Origin of the sequence: Lysinibacillus sp. NPDC097868 (assembly GCF_044761135.1) — a bacterium.
In the GTDB taxonomy this organism is placed as follows: Bacteria; Bacillota; Bacilli; order Bacillales_A; family Planococcaceae; genus Lysinibacillus.
In genome coordinates this window covers 145973-166250 of the sequence record NZ_JBIWBS010000002.1, presented here as the reverse complement: position 1 = coordinate 166250, position 20278 = coordinate 145973, and the positions used below count along the sequence as shown (strand labels likewise).

Here is a 20278-nt window from a genome sequence, read left to right as displayed (position 1 = left end):
ATTTATTTTTTACAGTAAACGTTCAGCGATTGCTTTCGCAGCAGCCTCATCTGTTATAAAAATCGTTTGCTTCGGCGCCACCTTAAAGTAAGATAGCATTGCATTCACCTTTTGTTTTCCTGCTGCAACCGCAATAATATGCTTACATTTTTCAACTTGTTCAAGTTGAATGCCAATCGTACGAATACGATGTACAATTTCTCCTTCGGCATTGAAATAATAGCCGAATGCCTCACTAACAGCACCCTTTTCCTCGAGAATACGTAAATCTTCGGCCGATGAATTACGACGAATCGCCATTTCTTCAGCAGAGCCAATACCATGAATAACGCAATCAGCTCGGTCATAATAAGCCATTATTTCTGTAACCATTGGCTCCATTAACATTGCCTGATATGCCTGTTCACTTAAATGCTCGGGTAAAAACAATGTACGGTACTGCGCTTCCATCTGCATAGCAAATGTTGCAACGAGTGTATTGGCCTGCATTTGCATTTCGTGTCCGATACCACCACGAGCAGCAACAAATGTTACATTGTGCTGAGCATCGACTGGTTGTAAAAACTGCGCTAGCGAAGCGACTGACTTTCCTCCAGTAATAGCTACTACTTGCTCATTAGCAATAGTCGAAAGAAATTGCTGTGCCGCTTCTTTTCCAAGCAATGTTAATACGGTTTCGTCATCGTTATAATCGCCTGGAACAACTAGTACATGCTGTAACCCTAAATGGTTTTCGAGCGCTTTGCCAAGCTGCGTTAGACCAGACCATTCGTAAACTAATGCTCTAAGCTGTTCAATAACTAATTCACCATCACTCGTACATACCATACCCGACTTTTGGGAATCTAATAACCCTTGATCACGTAAAATATCTGTTTCTTTACGGATTTCACGCTCTGTCATTTTGAGTGACTCCGCTAGTGTTCGTCTCCCAATTGGTTGCATTAACTGAACCGATTGCAAAATACGGTATCTCGATTGTAGAAGTGGATTCATTTCTGGAAGTAGTCTTTGCTGTGCCTCAGGTACAGTTAACATCTATATCTACTCCCTCTCACTTTAACGGGACAACTTTTATCCCACTATAAAAAATTATGTCCCACTTGTAATTTTATTATAATATGCTTTATAAAAAAGAGCAAGTAAATAATGGTATGGGTTGCTTTTACACACTTTATACGCTATTGACATAAGGTTTGTAAAAAAAGCGTTACTTGTAAAAATAAAAAATCCCGCAACCAATTCGTTTGGCTACGGGACTGCATGTTTTTATTTTGTGAAAGATAACACGGCGTTTTTCTTGAAGCCTGCTAAAGCTTTTGTTGCTTCCGTTTTGTTTGTGTATTCAAAAATACGAACGTCCTTTTGTTCAAATACTGTAATAACCCACATAATCAAATCTCCCTTTAAGTTTATTTTTGTAATATAACAACCACGTAAAAATGTGATACTTTTGATAAACTGTTTTATAACAACCTCTTACTTGATTCCTATTCTACTCCAATTTTTTCAAAAATAAAGCTTTGTGTGAAGTTCTTCACAAACTGTTCATATTCATAACGCTTTCATTGAACAATTTGTGAATAACGTGAATAATGGGTTTAATTATATAATAGAAGAAACCAAAAAAATCCGCGCTTCACTAGGTGAATAACGAATTTTTTAAGTGTTAAATAATTTCATAGATGCATCGGTTATTCACTGCTCAAATGTTCCATCAATGTTACATAGTCTAAATTGCCATACTGTATGACTTCTCCATCCTTTTCTACTACCGGTATCATCAACATATATTTTTCATGCACTGCATCGTCTTTTTCTATATCGATGATGTCGATTGAGAAACCTAGTTCTTCTTGAACAAGCTTGAGTGTACGTAATCCTTCTACACAAAGCTCACAATGCGAACGACTAAAAAAAGTCACGTTCATTTACACACACCCCCTTCCTATTTAGGTGCCAGGCACTCAAACAATTCTGAATTTTGCTAGTAAGATATTCAAGTAAAGATCCGCGAAGACTCCTGCGGGAACATATGCAGCGTAAGACGCGGGCAAGTCGCGCGAAAGTAAGCGTCGCGGCTTACGCAGTGCCTGTGGAAAGCGCAGTGGATTTTTACGTTTAGAAGGTGCCAGGCACTCAAACAATTGCCGCCGCGGAAATCAACGGCCATATTCATCTTCATCTATTTTAAATGAAAAAAGGCTGTGCAAGTAAATTTTCTGCACAGCCTCATTATCGTTATTTTTTTAAATGACTATCAAAGAATTTAACCATTGCATTATAGAATTCAATGCGGTTTTCTTCGTTTTGGAAGCCATGTCCTTCATTTTCTTTCAGCATATACTCTACATCCACACCTCTTGCACGTAATGCTTCAACGATTTGATCAGATTCTGCCTGATTTACACGCGGATCATTTGCACCTTGCGCAACAAATAATGGTGTTTTAATTTTATCAACATGGAAGACTGGTGAAACTGCTGTTAACAGTTCTTTGTCTTTCTCTGGATGCCCTACACGCTCATAGAACATGTTACGCATAGTTTCCCAATATGGAGGCACTGTATCTAGCAATGTGAAAATATTTGATACACCCACATAGTCAACTGCTGCTGCATATAAATCAGGTGTAAACGCAATACCCGCTAACGTTGCGTAACCTCCAAATGATGCACCATAAATACCGATGCGGTCAGGGTCAGCAATGCCTTGATCGATTGCCCATTGAACGCCATCTGTAATATCATCTTGAATTTTCAGACCCCATTGTTTATTACCAGCTTGTAAAAACTCTTTTCCGTAACCAGTAGATGAACGGAAATTCACCTGTAACACAGCATATCCTCGGTTTGCAAGTAGCTGTACTTCTGGGTTAAAGCCCCACATATCACGAGCCCATGGACCACCATGTGGATTCACGATAAGCGGTAAGTCTTTAGCCTCTTTGTTTTTCGGCAATGTTAAATAACCGTTAATTGTCAGACCATCACGGCTCTTATAAGAAATTGGGTGCATTTCTGCAAGCTCTTCTGATTTTAACCAAGGGCTTAATGTTGCAAGTTCTGTCATTTCATCAGTAGTTGAGTCATAGTAATAATATTTGCCGTACACAGTATCACTAGACACGCTGACGATGAATTTTGTCATTTCTTTATTGTAGTCGTTGATGCCTAGTTCGCTTTCTTCAACACCTAGCTTGTTTTGAATTTTGCGGAATAACTGCTCAAATTTCTCATCGAAGAATTGGTAATGTGCTTTATCTGTTACATATGCACCGTATAAAATTTTATCTTGCTCACTACTATATAATACGCCCGCTACGTCTACTTCTTCGTTAGACATAATGACTTCCTCGTTACCTTCAAGATCATATTTCACTACTTCAACTTTATCTCTACCTTTATTAGAAGTTGCGTAAATATGCTTATTATCTTTTGAGAACGCAAGTGGCATTACTTCATCGCCCGCTGCCATTTCAATAAATGGCTTGAATTCGTCTTTTTCTGAATCACGATATAGAATCATGCCTTCTACACCATCTGAAACAACTGCAATACGAATATTACCATCACGGTCAGCTAGCCAATCTGCGATGTTACCAGGATTTTTTGCAACATGTTTTGTTTCGCCTGTCTTTACATTTAGCTTGTACACATCGAATACTGTTGCATCTTCTTTGTTCATCATAATTAAAATCTCGTCTTTAACACCTTGTAACCCACTTAATACCGCTACTGTTACACCTGGATATGGCGTTAAATCTTTTTCTTCTGTTCCATTAAATGTAGAAGAATAAATGTGGAAGTTTTCATCTCCACCTTTATCTTTAGCATAAAGCAATGTATCATCTTTCCAGAAGAATCCAGCAATATCACGATCTTTTGAATTAGATACACGAACAGGTTCACTATCATCATTCATTTTTTTCACAAAAACATTTGAACGGTTTTCCCATGCTGATGCAAACGTAATGTAATTACCATCTGGCGAAAGCTGATAGCCGAAGTTTCCTGGATTTTTCATAAAATCCTCTACAGAAATTTCTTTAACACCTTCGTTACTAGCACCATCTTTTAAACTCTTAAATGTAGTAAATATTTTAGTAGCGTCTTGTTTTGAAATTGTATCACTATTTTCTGAAATATTATTAAATAAGCCTAGCTTATTTGCTTTTTCCAGATAGTCTGCTAGTGTTACTTCTTTTTCTTCTTTATCAAGAGCTCTTACTAAAATTCGTGCGGCTTCATCGCGCTTAATCGTACTACTTAGGTTTTCTAATTCTCCGTCTTTAACCCACTTATTAATTACTTCTTGACGCATTGACTCTGAGCCATGTTGGAATGTTAAAGATGTGACAGCTAAATCAAGAAATTCTTTTGCTGTTAGGCGCTCCTCTTGGGCAATAGTAGTATTGCTAGTTTCATTAGCAGCGCGTACTTCCTGTACTGAAACAGGATAAACAACAGAGGCTGTTAAAATGACCGCTAAAGATGCTGATAAAAATCTTTTTTTCAAAGTAATTCCTCCTTATATCAGTGTGCGTTATAACGTTTGTCGATACAATGAAATTATAACAAAATTAGTTAATTTGTCAATAATTGATAATACTTATTTATTTATCCTTTTCCTCCAAGTAAAAAGGACCCTCCTATAAAGGAGAGTCCTTTGATAAATTGTTTGGGTGCCTGACACTTAAACAATTCAGTCCTTCTAAAGCGTAAAAAATCCACTTCGCTTTCCGCGGGCACTGCGTAAGTCGCAACCCTCGCTACGCGCGGATTATTGCGTCTTACGTCGGGTGCTGTTCCCGCAGGAGTCTTCGTGGATTTTTACTTAGTTATAAAAATCAGATCTTACAGTTTTCAGAATTGTTTGGGTGCCTGACACTTAAAATTTTCAGAATTGTTTGGGTGCCTGACACTTAAAATTTTAAAACTTTCGGCTGGCGCCGCCACCAGCAGATGATCCACCGCCAAAGCCTCCAAAGCCTCCGCCACCTGAACCACCACCTCTGCCAAAACCGCCACCAAAGCCACCACCAAAACCTCCTGGATAACCTCCGCGTCCCCTTGAACGCGGTCCGCCTCCACCATTTGAGAAGATAATGACAACGAGTACTAAAATAACTAGTAACACAAAGAGCCAATTAGGCATCGACTCATCCTCCACTGCTTGTGTAGGCATCTCTCCATCCCAATTATATTCTTTTGCTACAGTTTGAAATAATTCAGCATATGTCGCTTGAAATGCTTGATCGACTTCACCGTTACTCGCGTATGGATAAAAAGCATCGTCTAACATACGTCCTAATTTTCCATCTGGTAACGCTCCCTCTAAACCTTGGCCAACAGCAATGACTACATCATTATTTCCTTGTCCTTGCCCAAATGTGGCCAATAGTAGGACACCATTGTTTTTCTTTGCATCTCCAATGCCCCAAGCACGAATTAATTTCGTTGCATACATTTTAGCCTCTTGCCCTTGAATGCTATCCACCGTTACAATCATTATTTCTGCACCTGTGCCTTTATCTAATTGCTCTGAATAATGATTAAGTTCTTCCTTTACAGAAGTTGAAAGCACATTCGCAAAATCATGAATGTACGTATTTTTCATTGGTGTGGGCAACTGTGCTAGCGCGCTGTTAGCTGTTACAAACCACATTAAACAAGCAACTAAAAGCGTTACTGTCAAACGTTTCATTATTGTTTACCCGAATCACTAAAATCAACTGCAGGTGCTTTTTCAGCTCCGGCTGCTGCCTTAAAGTATTCCTTTTGATCGAAGCCAAATATTCCTGCGATAATATTACCTGGGAAGCGTTTTACTTTTTTATTAAAGCCTTGTACTTCATTATTATAATCTTCCCGTGCTACTGCTAATCGATTTTCAGTCCCCGCAAGCTCATCCATTAATTGACGGAAATTTGCATCGGCTTTTAAATTCGGATAATTTTCTACGACTACAAGCAATCGACTAAGTGCACCATTTAACGCATCATTGGCACTCGCTTGTTCCTCTGGTGTTTGTGCATTACCCATCTGTGCACGCGCCTCTGTAATACTGGTAATGACTTCTTGCTCATGATTAGCGTATCCTTTTACAGATTCCACTAAATTCGGAATTAAATCATAGCGGCGTTGTAGTTGATTTTCGACTTGAGCCCACTTCGAATCAACATTTTCCTCCGCCGTCACAAGGCCATTATATTTTGGAATAAATAGTAAAGCTAATACAGCTAAAACAATGATGATTATTCCCACAGGTCCAAGTACTTTTTTCAATTTTATATCCTCCCTTAACTTTCTTTTCTTATACCTCTAATGTGTTACAAAAAAACATCACTATGCTAAATATATGCAAACGGATTTACATCGTATGAAATAGGACGAACAAGACATACTAAAAACTGCAACAAACTATACAATTCAGGAGGCGTTTTTTTTGTCACAATCTTTTTATAATGAATCTAATGATGCAACAACACCTAACCAACAACAAAGCCTAAATCATGGTGGCCACGAAGTTATGGACATGCATGAAACAATTGGCGAAATAATCGCTGGACTAAACTTATCCATTATTTTACGTCCACAAGTAAAAGATCCAGAACTACTTAGCATTTTGGATAACCAATACAATTTCACGCTCGGTATGTACAATACGATTGTGGAATCTTTTAAAACAGGGCATGATCCTTCAGTTCCAACTGGTCGCTATGAAATGCAAACAGGGAACAACTTTCAATATGGTATTAAGCCCTCACAGCCGAAAAAGCCAATGCAAAATGCAAGTGAGATAAATGATGAAGTCATTTCTGGCTTCTTACTTGGTGCACATAAAGGTTCAGCTAAATGTATGACTGCTGCAGCGACAGAAACAACAAATCCAGTTGTCCGCCGTGTTGTTGCTGATAGTATTCCCAACTGTATCGAGATGGCATACGAAGTATCTATTTACCAAAATAAGCATGGCTATTATCAAGTGCCACAATACACGCAACAAGATATGCGTGCAATGCTTGATGCCTATGCGACAACAACAAATCCCCTCCATTAAATGAAAAAAAACCATTCATTGCTTTCGCTTTGAATGGTTTTCCATTTTCATTATAGTACTTTTCCTAAAAAGGCTTTTGTACGCTCATTTTTCGGCTTGCCAAAGATTTCTTCTGGCGTACCTTCTTCTACAATATAGCCACCATCCATAAACACAACACGATCTCCTACTTCTCGTGCAAAGCCCATTTCATGTGTCACTACAATCATTGTCATTCCTTCAGATGCCAGATTTTTCATAACATCTAAAACTTCTTTAACCATTTCTGGATCAAGTGCTGAAGTTGGTTCATCAAATAAAATAGCTTTAGGTTTCATCGCTAATGCTCTTGCAATCGCTACGCGTTGTTGTTGTCCACCTGAAAGCTGCTCAGGATAGTTGTAAGCCTTACTATCTAGACCAACCTTTTGCAGTAGCTCATGGCCTAGTTTCTCTGCATCCGCACGATTCATTTTACGAATTTGCATTGGAGCCATTGTTACATTATCAATTACATTCATGTGAGGGAACAAATTAAACTGTTGAAATACCATACCGACCTCTGCTCGTATAGCATTAATATTCGTTTTTGGTCCATTTACCTTCACATTCTCTACATAAATTGCACCATCTGTCACTTCTTCTAGCATATTAATGCAACGTAAAAAAGTACTTTTTCCTGATCCTGATGGTCCAATTACACAGACAACTTCCTTTTCATGTATTTCATAATCGATGCCCTTTAACACTTCTAGTTTTCCAAAGTATTTGTGTAGGTTTTCAATTCTAATCATCTTGCTTCTCTCCCTTCTGCTTTACGAGGGACATAGCTATTGCTGAATCGTTTTTCGATAAATGCTACTACTTTTGTTACAACATATGTTAAAACCAAGTATAGTAATGCGGCTACGATATACGGTTCCCAGAAACGGAAGCTCGCACCTGCCACAACTTTACTTGCATATAAAATATCTGGCGCTGCAATAACCGTTACTAAAGAAGAGTCTTTTAATAATGCAATGAATTCATTACCAAGTGGCGGAATCATACGTCTAAAAGCCTGTGGTAAAATAACTTTTTTCATCGCTTGATTGTGTGTTAAACCAAGCGAACGCGCTGCTTCCATTTGTCCTTTATCTATACTTTGAATACCCGCACGGAATATTTCTGCATTATAGGCTGCACAGTTTAATACAAGTGCGGTAATACCTGATACCATATATCCTAATGAATGGCCAAAAATCGTTGGAATAACCGCTAAATGAATTAATAAAATTTGCACTAGCATTGGTGTCCCACGGAATAAATCTACATATAGTTTACATGGCCAGTAAATAAATTTATTTTTAGATACTTTCCCTAAACCTAACAGTAAGCCTAAAATTATACCACCAAAATAACCACTGAGCGTTAAGATGATTGTTATACCAATACCACGGATAAACATATCACGGTAGTTCCAAACTATGTCCCAGCGTAAATCAAAGATGTCCATTAGAACCCCTACTTTCCCTATCAATTTCTCTACTAAATACGCTAATAAATCAAATGAGCCGCTAGCATGATTAGGCTAACGGCATCATCCATTACTTAAAGTCCTTACCAGTAATTTCTTTTAATTTACCATTGTCTTTAATTTTTTGTAGACCTTCGTTTAATAGGTTTAATAATTCTGTATTGCCTTTTTTCACCATGAATCCGTAGTATTCTTTTTCAAATGCATCATCTTCAATTACTTTAAGTTTTGCTTTTGGGTTAGCTTTAATATATTCGTAAATAACTGCATTATCGCCAATTGTTGCATCAACGTTACCGTTTAACATTTCTTGAATAGCAACAGGTTGGCTTTCGAATGCCATAATGTTTGTGCTTGCATCACCTTGTAATTTTTTCGCAGCCATATGACCAGTTGCATTTATTTGTACTGAAATCTTTTTATCTTTTAAATCTGCTAATGATGTAATATCCGAATCCTCTTTAACTACGATTAATAATTGAGATTCATAATATGGCTCTGTAAAATCAAATGAAGCCTTACGTTCTTCATTAATAGTAATACCCGATGCACCGATGTGTGTTTCACCATTTTTAATTGTTTGGAATACAGGCTCCCAACCAATGTTTTCCCATTCCACTTTAATGCCCATTTCGTCTGCAATCGCTTGCAAAATATCGACATCTAATCCTACAATATTCCCTTTATCGTCAATCGATTCAAATGGTGCAAAAGTAGCCTCTGTACCTACCTTATAAACTTTGTCCTTACCGCCGCCATCAGAACCTGCGTCGCCAGAAGATGCATCATCTTTTGTACCGCAGCCAACTAGCACTAGCGTAAATGCTGCTACAATCATCAATAACGTCCAAAAACGTTTTTTCATAGTTTTTCCCCCTAAACAATTAATATTTTCCGACTAATTCATTTTTATCAATTCGGAAATGTTAGACTATTAGGTCAATTATAGTGTCAAAAGAGTTGATATACAATACGATTTCGCATAAAAGTGATTATTTTTTCATAATAATGAATTTTACTATACAGAATGTAGAGAAATTATGTAATAAAAACAATATCCGTGTCGAAAAATGTATACTTATGCAATCCTAAGATGATTTTTATGCTAATTTTAGATATTTTTGACCACAAAAAAAGAATCCCCTCAGATAGGATTCTTCTTTTGGGCTAGCATGCTAGCCTCACGATCAGTATGTTCACTAAAAAACTTTTTGGAGTTATTGCTTTTGATGGTTTAGAAAGAAATAATTATGGGAATAATGCCTACGGGGCAGATTTCCACCATATTCCTCTCTTTCTCCACTAAGCAGGCTGCTAAGCTACTTATCAGGAGAAACGAGCTATAAAAATAAATCAATTAATCAGTAAATGGCGCCCTCGGAGGGAATCTTTTGACCCCTTCTAAGGCTTGATATTATAAGGTTTTACACTTTTTATGTGTAAATTTGGTGTAAAATCTTTATTTTTTAAAACACTTTCACCAACGTTTGAAATTTTAACAGATATTTTATGATTCGTCCATTATAAAAAAACATTTTTCAGACCGCCCTTAAATAGGCGGTTCATTTTTTTATCTCCGCACAATATAGCCAACAATACGTGGCCCTTTTAATTTCTTCTTATCAACAGGCTTATTAACATTTGTGGAAAGCTTTTTAAATTGAATTTCTTCATATTGGTCCAATAAATCAAATATCGTTAATTGCCCCTGTTGTTCCATGTATTCGAAATGAGTCATATTCTATTCACCTCTCTATAAATAATTTATTGTTTAAAACATTCCAGTTAAGTAAATGATGAAATCTGTAAGGGGGAATCGCTATGAACTCCAAACTGACTAAACCCCTTTTTCTTTCCCCTATAGTTCATAGCGATCACCATTCTAACCAATTTTCTAAATTGGGTTTACTACATATTTGTGTACTGGTATCACGTTCCTTTAACCAATTGTAAAACGGTACTTGTCGTTCTTTATAAGGGGTTTCTTCTATAGTTAAAGATTTACTCGACTTACTTTCTAAACGGTCAACAGCCTTGTTATATGCTCCTACAAATACAGCTCTTAATGTACTTGCTACAGTTAAAGCACCTTCTTTAATATCCATAGCAATCTTGAATAGAACATTTTTCGCTTTAATGAAGTCAGGTGCATTTTGAACCTGTGTAGCTAATACAACTTTGTGTAGTTCATCTTTTAGGTTATCTGCTAAAGGCAAGCTATTCATGAAATCGAATAGCATCACCTGGTACTCGTTCATGTATTCTTTTTTCTTTTCAGCTTGCAAAGCTAATTCATTTCCAAGACTCATAATATTATTTGCTTGTTTAGAACTTAAAAGATTAAAAGATTTTGATGATTGGTTTTCAAATTGTGGACGGCAAACCGCGTCATTACTGATTTCATCGACTATCGTTCGTTGGGACACGCTCGATGGGACATAAGGTAGAATGCGATAAATGCTTGCACCTTTAATGCCGTTTAATTTGCTTTGAGCTACCTTTTCGACGATTCCTAATTCCACTAATTTCTTAACACTTCGATAAACCGTCTTTGTACTAATTTCCAAAGCATCAGCTATTGTAGAAGCTTTTAAATGACACGCTCCTGTATGTTCTAAGCTGTGACTAGCGAGTTTGTAAACTATTGCTCGTTCTGATTCTGTTAGGTCGTAATAGTGAACCGCCATGTGGTCTTCCACACTCTTATCCATATCTGCTACTGAATCGAATGTTGTGTATTGTGCTAAGTATTCGAATGCCAACGTTTTTCACCTCGCTTAAAAAGTAATATTGTTACTTTAGAAATAAAAAAATTATTAATAAAGTAATTTCGTTACTCACATGATAACACCACAAAAATAATAATGCAATTACTAATTGCGTAATTTTGTTTATTAATTTATAATTAAATTATGGAATAAGAAATGAAGGTAGGTGAAATGCGTGTATCTTAAATCACGGTTAAAAATATTACTTGCAGAACGAGATATGAATCAGAAGGATTTAGCGGAGAAAACAGGCTTGACTACACGCTTAATAAGTGAGATTGCCAATAATAAAGTGAAGATGTATCCAAAGGAAGCTTTAGAAAAAATTATGGTTGCTCTAAATATTGATAATATCGGTGAATTATTTCAAACAGTACATGAAGCAGATAACTAATTAGGGTTGTCTGTTTTTTTGTATGTACTTTCATTACCAAATTTCCTAAAATGGGAATATAGAGGGAGGTTATTTATTTGTATAATTTTATCGCAAGTGTTGTAGGATTAATTTCCGTGGTAATGTTTGTTTTATTTGTAGTTTCTATTGTGAAGTTCAAACAAAAAAATAAAACTGATGGAAAGAAATTCTTAAAATTCACAGGGTTATCTTTTGCTATAATCATGGTTTTATCACTCATTTCTAGTTTATTTGAAGAACCAACTGATTCTGCTCAACCTGAAGATGTAGAAAAAATAACAGCTTCAACCGATAGCGAAAAGATGAAAGTAGCAACAATTACACCTGAAGAATTTAAACAAATTGAAACGGGCATGAGTTACGATCAAGTAAAAAAAATCATCGGCGGTACAGCTACTAACGATAAGAATTTTAATGAAAGTGTAGTGTCATTATATTTTGATGGCGAAGGTGGCGTAGATGAAGATTCTTCTGTGACTATTATGTTCAATGGTGGAAAAGCAGATGTTATTATTGAATATGGTCTAATTACAAAACAAGAAGAAACAAAACCTCAATCAGAACCAAGTGAGCCTACATATATAACCGAAGGTGAAGCAAATGCCGAAAAATATCCAGCAGAACCAGGCGCAATGCTTTATGATAAAACCGAATCAAAATTCAAAGGAATGAATTATTACTTTAAAGGTGAATTAATTGGTGTTAAGAAGTTAGAAGGGTTATTCGGCAACATGGAAGATGCTCTATTAATTAAGAATGAACAGGGTTATGTAATGCCTGTTTTCACACCACATGAAATAGATGCATCCAATGGAGATATCTTAGAATTTTGGGGACCATTGTCTGGCGATGGATATGCTGCATCTGATTTAGGAGTAAATAACGTTGTAGGAATGACAGGTGCTATGAACGCTACAGAGGTTGGAATCCATTAGAATTTAATATAATGTAGTCACTCAATCGAGTGGCTTTTTTATTTCACTCGATACAGTAATTTATTTCAATAAAAGTAAAATAAATATACAAAACCTATTTACTTTTTTAAATAGATATAGTATAATTAATTTATAGAAAGGAGGTGAACAAGTGGCATACTTAGGAACAATAATAGCCCTAGCATTCACTGTATTACAACTTCATTCAAAGTGGCTCGACAACCAGAAGAAGAAGTTGGAAAACAAGAAGCTAGAGCTAGAAATAAGAAGAATGAGACGAGGGGGTTAATCCCCTCCCTCATCACTAAGTATACTACAAGCGAATGAAAATTTTAAGCATCCTACTCATTGTCTTACTTATTGCCTTGCTTGCGTTATATGTAAGAGGTTACTTCTTAAAACGTGAGCAAAAAAGATTATTGAAGGAACGTGATGAACTTGTCGAAAAATCAACAAGAGCAAAATAAATACACTTTTGGATCAACGGAAGAACTTCTGGAATTTTTAAACGAAGAGTTGTTATCTGCAGCAGAAGCAACTGAAGTATTAGAAATATCGAAAGCTCGACTCGGACAATTAGTAAAAGACGGAAAGTTAATAGCAGCTAAAGAACAGCCTAAAATGTTTTTAAAAAGTGTACTGCTTGAGAAAAAAGATGAACTTGAATCGCTTCGTAAAAAATATAGACCTTACGATGAATAAACAAAAAAGACCAGGTACTCAATTAACTATGAGCGCCTGGTTGTTTATTTAGATGACTTAATAATAATTTTTCCACTTGCGTTTTCAAAGCCATATTTGCATACGTCAACACAAGGTCCTCACCTGCTGTAGCAACAATTAAATCACTAAAGTATTCATCAGTCTTTTCCCATCTCACGACTCTTATTTTATCTTTTGCCAACAATCTTTTAGAGTTGTAACATTCTTGCGAAATGTCGTCTAAAAGCTTATCGAGTATAGGCAAATAAACATTGCTCATTTTAAGATTTTCAATCACCTTGTAGTCACGTTGTAATGTCTGTACTGCCATATCATAAATGACATATTTATGAAGTAGTTGTCTTTGCTCTGCTTTAATCATACAACTGAACGCTCCTTGTGAATGATTGGAACAACTGCTAATACGCTATCAATCATGAAAGTACGCTTTGCCTGTCTTGTAAAACAGTATGCTTGAAATGTACCGCCAACAACTTTGATTATCTTAATACGTCTTTTGGTAACCTCACCAGTTTTAGCTAAGTACATCATATTCACAATTTGATTACGTTGCATTGCTTTAACTAATTGATTTCGCATCTTGTTTTCCTCCCATAACCTCGCGTAGTTTTAGTAATTGATTGATAACAACATCTAAACTTTCAACTTGATTAAAAATAAATGTGACGGGAGCTTCATCCATCTTAACTTTTTCATTTGTGCCAATTTCTAATTTAGTTCCTATAGGTAATGAATCCACTTCTAAAAATTGAACAATACCTGGAGTTTTAAATCTTTTATAACCAGTTTGTATTGAAATATCGCCTACTCCGAATATCAGCTGTGTATTATTATTTGTTATTATTGGCACAATAATTTCCCCTTTACCTATCCTATACAAGAACATCTGTTTGTATACATATTAGAACAATCGTTCGTGTTTTGACAAGTGTAAATTTTTGAGAAATAAAAAAAGACCAGGCTCACATTAAGTGATAACCTGGTCATTATTGTTTATTTATTTCCTCGCCGTTGCTGTATTGTAATGTATAAACCAATCAAGCGATCCGTTGTCATCACACCATTTTGTAAATCTTTCAAGTGTGAATCTTGAATAATACCATCTTTAACAGCCTGAGCAATAAAGTTTTCTGTCTCAGTTTTCATAGCTGGTGAACCTGGATTCCAATTTGTAATTGCCACTATAATTTCCTCCTTCTTGTCTTCCACAATTAATTGAACTTGTCCTTTGCTATTAGTCGGAACAGTTACTTGTCCTTCTAATTTATAGCCTTTAGGCATTAACCAAGTTGGTTTCACTTCAAAATGCGGTCGGTCAATACTGCCTATCCAATCACCGCCCCAAGTAATGCCTAACTTTCGTGCAATTGCCCCTACTCGATTTAATGTAACGACATCATACAATGACTGTGGAGGGCCAACAGCGATATCCCATGCTAATCGTGATTTATGATTACTATCTAACGTCCAAGTTACAATTTGCCCTGGTCGCGTTCTACCTTGTGCATAGAGGTATTTTTGTCGTTCCTGAGAGCGATATGTTTCAGTAATAAAGATGTTTTTAATGCCAGCCTTGAAGCACTCCTGAAATAGCAAACGACATGCTGTTTGTGCTGCAGGCAATAGTTCAAATAAGTCTCGGCATGTAGTAGTTACGCTCATTGATTATCGCCGCCCCTTTTCATTAACCCTTTAAAAAATTCAATGAATGGGTCGATGCTTTTATCATCATCTGTTAGCTTGAAATGATTCAATATCGAGTTTATTTCACTTAAAAGATAACCAATGTACAGCACGTATAGCGCGCTAATTCCTAAAGGTTCTGGCATTAACAATGCTACAGGTATTGCATAAACCAATACGATAAATAGTATCAACTTACGAGCTATACCAAAAATAGCTTTAGCACTACTAAACTTTACTTTTGGATTAAACTTAGCATTGAGCCATCCTGTTGAAAAATCTATCAAATTTGCACTTAAAATTAGTGCTAAGATGTAAATTAATTTTGTGCTATCTGATTCTAAAAAACGTTGTAAGTATTCTAACATGTCCATTTATCTCACCCTTCTTTTTGGCATAATAAAAGCCCTCCACAGATACTATGGAAGGCATAAAAAATAACGCTAAGCTATGCTTGCGTTTACTGTGTAATCATCATATCCATCAATTCAGCATATTGCTCAGTAGTAATTCGATTGTATGCTACATATAAATCAAGCAATGTCATCATTTGTTGCGGATTATAATTCCCCGAACCGATTACTTTTTTTGCATTTACATATGTGATATTCATATTTAATTCCTCCAAGTTTTATTATTTAGGTTGTGTTGTCAAGATTTCTGTTAAGAATGCTACATAATCAACTTGTAATTGTGTATATGCTGATGTCAATTCGATTTGTTCTAAACGTTTTTCAATGCTTGTTTCGACTGGTGGCTCTGGCTCTGGTTCGGGTTCTGGAATTGCTTCTGGTTCCTTGACAGGAATTTCCCAATAGAACGAACCATCTTCCCCACGTCTTAATATACCCTCTCCATCAGGTACTTCGGCTTCTATTAAGTCCTTTTTGATTACTTCAGGAATACCTTCTAAAGTATAGAATAATGTGTAAGAATCATCTGGATTACGATATGCATAGCCTCTAATCATTCAGTAACCTCCTTATATGCCGCAATGAGATTTACGGTTTCAATTTTTCTAGCGTACTCATTAGCAAATCGTGCATAAAGTTGTCTATCTTTATAATAACCATAAGAACCGAAACTAACTTGATTACTTGCTGTGGTTCCCCCAGGTGGTTTAATCCCTAGCATATAAAATGGTTTTGAAATCCACATATTATCTAATAAATGCATCTCATATACTACGTTATAAGTATTTCCTGATATATCATAACCGACAACAGTTTGGGGTTGAATTATTAGTCTATCCCCGTTTTTATAGTCAAATGTTGGAAATTCGTTAAGAAATGGTGCCGACTGTATTAATTGATGTAGTTTACCAGTAGTTAAGTTATACATCTGTATAGAAGAATTTCCTAAAGTCATCACAACATATCTAATGCCGTCGATTTTATATTTATAGTTCCATCTACTATTGCCAGAGGTAGCTGCCGAATTATAAACATTATAGTTCCTAGTAAGTGTTTTACTTAGAGGGTTATAATTCCATTGTTCAACATAATTCGAGCTACTATCATTACGCACTATTACATATAAGTATATACCCTCACTTAATAAAGCAACGGCGCTTTGATTACCATTTCCGAATGCCCGCGAATAATCATACACCCATTGTGTCGGAACCCCAGACGAATCGTAATGTATTTTATAGACCCATATAAGATTGTTAGTTGCCATAATAACAAAGAAATTGCTATCAAGACATACCATTTCACCAATGAGCGTTTCAGTGTTTGTGAAAGAACCAGTTGTATCAACACCTTGGGCTATTACTCTGACATAATTTAACGTCGCTCTATCGAAGACTACTAATTTGGTAGTTGTGCCATATTGACCTCTGACGTATAAATACTTAGCATCAACAAACCAACCGTTCTCAGTTTTAACGAAACCATTGAATAAACCAGATGCAACAATCTTAGTGGCCGATACTGTCTCAAACTTAACCATATCTATAAACACGATTATATTATTACCGTTGGTAACCATATACAAATCGTCCCATAATTTAATTTTAAGATTCGCCATAATACCAAGCGCGGAAAATTCAGCATCAAGACTTGGGTACTTCGTTTTATATGATTGTATAATTGGGTCCCAATAATCGGCTCCAAAACCGTGTCGTATTTCAAATCCTTCAAGCATAACGGCCTTGTACATCTTACCGTTAACATCGGCCACTTTACCGCCAGTGGCTTCCATCGCCGCCGTAAGTACTGTCTTAACATCCTCTACCTGCTCATAATTTGGAAGATTAATCACGTCATGATGTCCTGCCTCGGTAGCACCGTAAACAAATGCAGGGGTGTTTAAATCAGCATTACGCTTTAACCCATATAACATAGGTTGAGCAAGTTCTTCGTCATAATATTTGTGAGGTACTGGTGAATCTTTATGGTCGTTAATAACATTCATAATGTTACCCGCGGCTTCTTCATCCAATATTCCTCTGATTGTAGCGAACCACACATCGAATGCGTCTTTACGACCTTCTGACCATTGGGAAAAAGTTAACTCTTGTTCTGCTTTCCATACTGTGAAATCTAACTCTTCAGCTTGAATCCATGCCTCAAGTTCTGATGTAACACGAGCTTGCCATTCTTCAAATTCAAGAGCTTTAACATGACTATACTGATTAAACCAAGATTGATATTGGTTAAAGATTGTTGTTGTATCTACTTGGTCTACAACGCCATGAACAATACCACACAAGCTTTTATTTAATCGTTGGTCTGTGATGTTACCTTGTGTTATTTGAGTGGTGCCAGCATTAATTAAAACATCGGCTAAAACTAATTCATATGCCTCTGCATCTCTTTGAATAGTTGGAGCTGTTGGACTTGATGCCTGTGACCCCTTTTTTAACACTATTTCAATTTGTCTTGTTAAATGATTAAGACGCATCACCACACGGTCAATTCGCTTTAATACACCGTCAGCAATATCATGCTTAAAAATGTGGTTACTATCATTTATCACGAAACGACCTTGTATCCACCCCTTACCTGGTTTAACAATAGTCTGCATCCCTTGGCCTTCCACAATTTGTAGTCCTGTTGATGGATTAGGAAACACACCATCACCGATAAAAGTAGAAAAGAATAAAGAGAAGAATGCTGCATCAACTTTTCTATCACCATTTACACTATTAAACATTCCACTTCGTATAGCCAATTACCTCACCGCCTTTTTTAATTTCTCGTTCAATGTAGGAATATTCGAGCCAAATTCTACACGTAATTCTTGGCCGTCCCTATCAACTGTTAATTCAGCGCACACTACCCTTGCATGCATCACCTTTGTAAGCTCATCATTTCGGATACTAACTACATCACCTAGGGAATAATCGATGCCGTATTCAAACTGAGCGAACATATCGATTTCACTTTCGTATGTTTCGATTTCTTGGTATTCAGCTAACTTTTCATTACCTCTTGATTGTAAAGTCGCTATATATTGCACAGGAGTTAATGTGACATTGTTATTATTATCATCTAAGTAACTGCTTTGTAAGTCCCTTGCATCTACATACAATTCACGCCTGTTAAAACCTTTTAAATGATCGTTTACTGTTGCAGTCTTTCTGTCAGTACCCTCACCTTCACCCGCCACGATAGCAGTTGTTCTTGTTTCTACATTGCTGTTCACATAGTTTTGTTTAATGACATTATCAAACTCTTTGCTAAAAATCACGTGTGGTAATAAAGTTTGGGTAATGCTGTGATCTTCACCCTGCCATGTAAACACTTCATACTTTTTATCCTTGTGATTCATCAAAATATCATAGCTCATTTCGTGCTTTTGGCATAATGAAAAACAATGCTCACTTACTGGCCCACCTGTTTTAGTGCTGTCGTCCACAATCTTTATGCCTGTATTCGCCGCTAGTCTTAAATTTGGCAATATCTTATTTGGACTTGTATTGATTGCATTAGATGAAATGAAGGATTTAATAATGTCCTCCACATTTCCTACATACCGTTGTTGCCTTTCAATGACTCGCCAAGAAGTTAAGAAGTTTAGTGAGTATGCAACCACTTCAATTTCACTGCCATTTTGATCAATGTAATCAAAGTGCTGAATGATATAGCCGTAATTTGGATCTGATTGTGTTGTAATAATGTTGTCCATTTTTAGAAGCTCAATCATTTCAGGTGTTCCAGGTACAATTAAAGTAAGCATACTGAATTTATAATAGTTCCTTTGCAGAATAAGCTTTTTATACTCACTTATTTCTCCAAGAGTATTGAAATTTAAATCAAAGACAAATAAATCAACCATATTTACACCCCTATTCTTCGAGCGCGATAGTTAAATGACACTTCCAAAAAGTCGATGTTTTCCTCTGCTTCATACCTAAATAGGTTGTCTCCTGCGTCTATCTGCAAGAATGTGGAGGACAATTCCAATATATTAAATACATTCGTCTGAACGTTGTTCCGGCTTAATATAATGGATCTTTTACCACGATTCGTATTTACGAAGATTTCATCACCTGGAAGCATCGCACCACCTGGAAGCCTAGTTGTATTTAACTTTAATGATTCATACGTATTTACATTGATTAACGATGGATTTTTCACAGTTGCTGTAGCCTTAAATCGAATTATCATTCCAGTAGCTTCTTGCCCTGTGTTCTCCACATTAATCATTGTGGAAGGCGTACGGTATCCCAATTCTATTCCGCCTTCAGGTATGTCTAGTGCAAATTCAAGCCCTGGATTCCATAATCCGATTTCTGCAAAATAATCATCTTTTTCATAGATGAATGGATCAGTGGCAACAAATTGTAGTAACCCTTTTAGCCACTTCTTATTGTCATGTTCAAAACCATTGTTATAGACTGGTGCCATTTCAGCATTCGCATATAGATAAAACTCATGACCTGCTTTCGTAGTGAAGTCCAGTCGCATCGGATTATGTTTAGGATTACAAACCGTATACATTTCGTGCCGTTTTTCTTCAATCCACCACGCTTCATTTCCATCGCGTTTTATATAAAACGGAATATCCACTTCACGTACATTCAATACAGTGGATTGATAATGTGCCCCATCACTCGTAAAGGTAGATGTGTTTACATTTGCTTTAAGTCCACTAATTTGAAAGTCTTCAGTCAAAAAGAAATGACGACCGAATGTTATCGAATCGTCACGACTATTAGTAATCTTTAATTCTTTTATATTCAAATCGT

At 36.4% G+C, this 20278-nt stretch carries 25 protein-coding genes; 4 read left to right on the top strand and 21 right to left on the bottom strand.

The genetic code is table 11. The annotated features are described in order from the left end of the window. Nucleotides 1–9: 9 nt before the first annotated feature. The 6 genes from ACIQXJ_RS15725 to ACIQXJ_RS15700 all read right to left on the bottom strand — a co-directional run bounded on the left by ACIQXJ_RS15725 (nt 10) and on the right by ACIQXJ_RS15700 (nt 6287). Nucleotides 10–1038: a sugar-binding transcriptional regulator gene (locus ACIQXJ_RS15725; protein ID WP_403055267.1), complete on the bottom strand. Its 1029-nt coding sequence runs from the start codon at nt 1036–1038 to the stop codon at nt 10–12. Nucleotides 1039–1269: 231 nt separating this feature from the next. Further along, entirely contained in the window at nt 1270–1392 is a 123-nt protein-coding gene (locus ACIQXJ_RS15720) for a hypothetical protein (RefSeq protein ID WP_255313811.1), read from the bottom strand. 302 nt (nt 1393–1694) lie between these two features. Then, nucleotides 1695–1931, bottom strand: coding sequence for a glutaredoxin family protein (locus tag ACIQXJ_RS15715; RefSeq protein ID WP_403055269.1), 237 nt, complete (start codon nt 1929–1931; stop codon nt 1695–1697). Between the two features lie 310 nt (nt 1932–2241). Beyond that, entirely contained in the window at nt 2242–4518 is a 2277-nt protein-coding gene (locus tag ACIQXJ_RS15710; RefSeq protein WP_403055271.1) for a S9 family peptidase, read from the bottom strand. A gap of 414 nt (nt 4519–4932) precedes the next feature. After that, nucleotides 4933–5706 (bottom strand): TPM domain-containing protein, encoded by a 774-nt coding sequence (locus ACIQXJ_RS15705; protein WP_403055273.1) that lies wholly within the window; start codon nt 5704–5706, stop codon nt 4933–4935. Further along, entirely contained in the window at nt 5706–6287 is a 582-nt protein-coding gene (locus ACIQXJ_RS15700) for a LemA family protein (RefSeq protein ID WP_403055275.1), read from the bottom strand. The genes ACIQXJ_RS15705 and ACIQXJ_RS15700 overlap by 1 nt, the downstream gene beginning before the upstream one ends. A 160-nt stretch (nt 6288–6447) precedes the next feature. Between ACIQXJ_RS15700 and ACIQXJ_RS15695 the strand changes: the two genes are divergently transcribed. Beyond that, on the top strand, nt 6448–7062 hold the full coding sequence (locus ACIQXJ_RS15695; RefSeq protein ID WP_340822526.1) for a spore coat protein: 615 nt from the start codon (nt 6448–6450) through the stop codon (nt 7060–7062). Between the two features lie 50 nt (nt 7063–7112). Here ACIQXJ_RS15695 and ACIQXJ_RS15690 read toward each other — a convergent pair whose 3' ends face one another. The 5 genes from ACIQXJ_RS15690 to ACIQXJ_RS15670 form a co-directional block, all read right to left on the bottom strand. Continuing rightward, on the bottom strand, nt 7113–7835 hold the full coding sequence (locus ACIQXJ_RS15690; protein WP_403055276.1) for an amino acid ABC transporter ATP-binding protein: 723 nt from the start codon (nt 7833–7835) through the stop codon (nt 7113–7115). After that, a complete protein-coding gene (locus ACIQXJ_RS15685; protein ID WP_401012929.1) occupies nt 7832–8536 on the bottom strand; it encodes an amino acid ABC transporter permease in 705 nt (234 codons plus the stop codon). Before ACIQXJ_RS15685 ends, ACIQXJ_RS15690 begins: the two co-directional genes overlap by 4 nt. A gap of 91 nt (nt 8537–8627) precedes the next feature. Beyond that, entirely contained in the window at nt 8628–9422 is a 795-nt protein-coding gene (locus tag ACIQXJ_RS15680) for a basic amino acid ABC transporter substrate-binding protein (RefSeq protein WP_403055277.1), read from the bottom strand. A 705-nt stretch (nt 9423–10127) separates the two neighbouring features. After that, nucleotides 10128–10295, bottom strand: a complete 168-nt coding sequence (locus ACIQXJ_RS15675; protein ID WP_403055279.1) for a hypothetical protein — start codon at nt 10293–10295, stop codon at nt 10128–10130. A gap of 136 nt (nt 10296–10431) precedes the next feature. Next, the gene (locus tag ACIQXJ_RS15670) at nt 10432–11319 is read right to left on the bottom strand and encodes a helix-turn-helix domain-containing protein (protein ID WP_403055281.1); all 888 of its coding nucleotides are present in this window, start codon (nt 11317–11319) and stop codon (nt 10432–10434) included. A 181-nt stretch (nt 11320–11500) separates the two neighbouring features. Here ACIQXJ_RS15670 and ACIQXJ_RS15665 point away from each other — a divergent pair, with 181 nt between their 5' ends. The 3 genes from ACIQXJ_RS15665 to ACIQXJ_RS15655 all read left to right on the top strand — a co-directional run bounded on the left by ACIQXJ_RS15665 (nt 11501) and on the right by ACIQXJ_RS15655 (nt 13377). Continuing rightward, complete coding sequence (locus tag ACIQXJ_RS15665; RefSeq protein ID WP_403055283.1) at nt 11501–11719, top strand: helix-turn-helix domain-containing protein; 219 nt, start codon at nt 11501–11503, stop codon at nt 11717–11719. A 77-nt stretch (nt 11720–11796) separates the two neighbouring features. Next, complete coding sequence (locus ACIQXJ_RS15660; protein ID WP_403055285.1) at nt 11797–12675, top strand: hypothetical protein; 879 nt, start codon at nt 11797–11799, stop codon at nt 12673–12675. A gap of 432 nt (nt 12676–13107) precedes the next feature. Then, nucleotides 13108–13377, top strand: a complete 270-nt coding sequence (locus ACIQXJ_RS15655; RefSeq protein ID WP_403055287.1) for a DNA-binding protein — start codon at nt 13108–13110, stop codon at nt 13375–13377. Between the two features lie 22 nt (nt 13378–13399). On the opposite strand, the gene ACIQXJ_RS15650 is transcribed toward ACIQXJ_RS15655, so the two are convergent. The 10 genes from ACIQXJ_RS15650 to ACIQXJ_RS15605 form a co-directional block, all read right to left on the bottom strand. Continuing rightward, nucleotides 13400–13759 (bottom strand): YhjD family protein, encoded by a 360-nt coding sequence (locus ACIQXJ_RS15650; protein ID WP_403055289.1) that lies wholly within the window; start codon nt 13757–13759, stop codon nt 13400–13402. Next, the gene (locus ACIQXJ_RS15645; protein WP_403055291.1) at nt 13756–13977 is read right to left on the bottom strand and encodes a transcriptional regulator; all 222 of its coding nucleotides are present in this window, start codon (nt 13975–13977) and stop codon (nt 13756–13758) included. The genes ACIQXJ_RS15650 and ACIQXJ_RS15645 overlap by 4 nt, the downstream gene beginning before the upstream one ends. Then, the gene (locus ACIQXJ_RS15640) at nt 13958–14248 is read right to left on the bottom strand and encodes a hypothetical protein (RefSeq protein ID WP_403055293.1); all 291 of its coding nucleotides are present in this window, start codon (nt 14246–14248) and stop codon (nt 13958–13960) included. The genes ACIQXJ_RS15645 and ACIQXJ_RS15640 overlap by 20 nt, the downstream gene beginning before the upstream one ends. Before the next feature lie 143 nt (nt 14249–14391). Beyond that, entirely contained in the window at nt 14392–15060 is a 669-nt protein-coding gene (locus tag ACIQXJ_RS15635) for a M15 family metallopeptidase (protein ID WP_403055295.1), read from the bottom strand. After that, complete coding sequence (locus ACIQXJ_RS15630) at nt 15057–15455, bottom strand: phage holin family protein (protein WP_403055297.1); 399 nt, start codon at nt 15453–15455, stop codon at nt 15057–15059. Before ACIQXJ_RS15630 ends, ACIQXJ_RS15635 begins: the two co-directional genes overlap by 4 nt. Nucleotides 15456–15541: 86 nt before the next feature. Beyond that, nucleotides 15542–15694, bottom strand: coding sequence for a hypothetical protein (locus ACIQXJ_RS15625; RefSeq protein WP_403055299.1), 153 nt, complete (start codon nt 15692–15694; stop codon nt 15542–15544). Nucleotides 15695–15715: 21 nt separating this feature from the next. Beyond that, nucleotides 15716–16051 (bottom strand): hypothetical protein, encoded by a 336-nt coding sequence (locus ACIQXJ_RS15620; protein WP_403055301.1) that lies wholly within the window; start codon nt 16049–16051, stop codon nt 15716–15718. After that, nucleotides 16048–18258 carry a hypothetical protein gene (locus tag ACIQXJ_RS15615; protein ID WP_403055303.1) on the bottom strand — a complete coding sequence of 737 codons (2211 nt, stop codon included), beginning with the start codon at nt 18256–18258 and terminating at the stop codon, nt 16048–16050. The genes ACIQXJ_RS15620 and ACIQXJ_RS15615 overlap by 4 nt, the downstream gene beginning before the upstream one ends. Continuing rightward, nucleotides 18259–19365 (bottom strand): siphovirus ReqiPepy6 Gp37-like family protein, encoded by a 1107-nt coding sequence (locus ACIQXJ_RS15610; RefSeq protein ID WP_403055305.1) that lies wholly within the window; start codon nt 19363–19365, stop codon nt 18259–18261. Between the two features lie 2 nt (nt 19366–19367). Next, nucleotides 19368–20273, bottom strand: coding sequence for a phage tail domain-containing protein (locus tag ACIQXJ_RS15605; protein WP_403055307.1), 906 nt, complete (start codon nt 20271–20273; stop codon nt 19368–19370). Nucleotides 20274–20278: the final 5 nt, after the last annotated feature.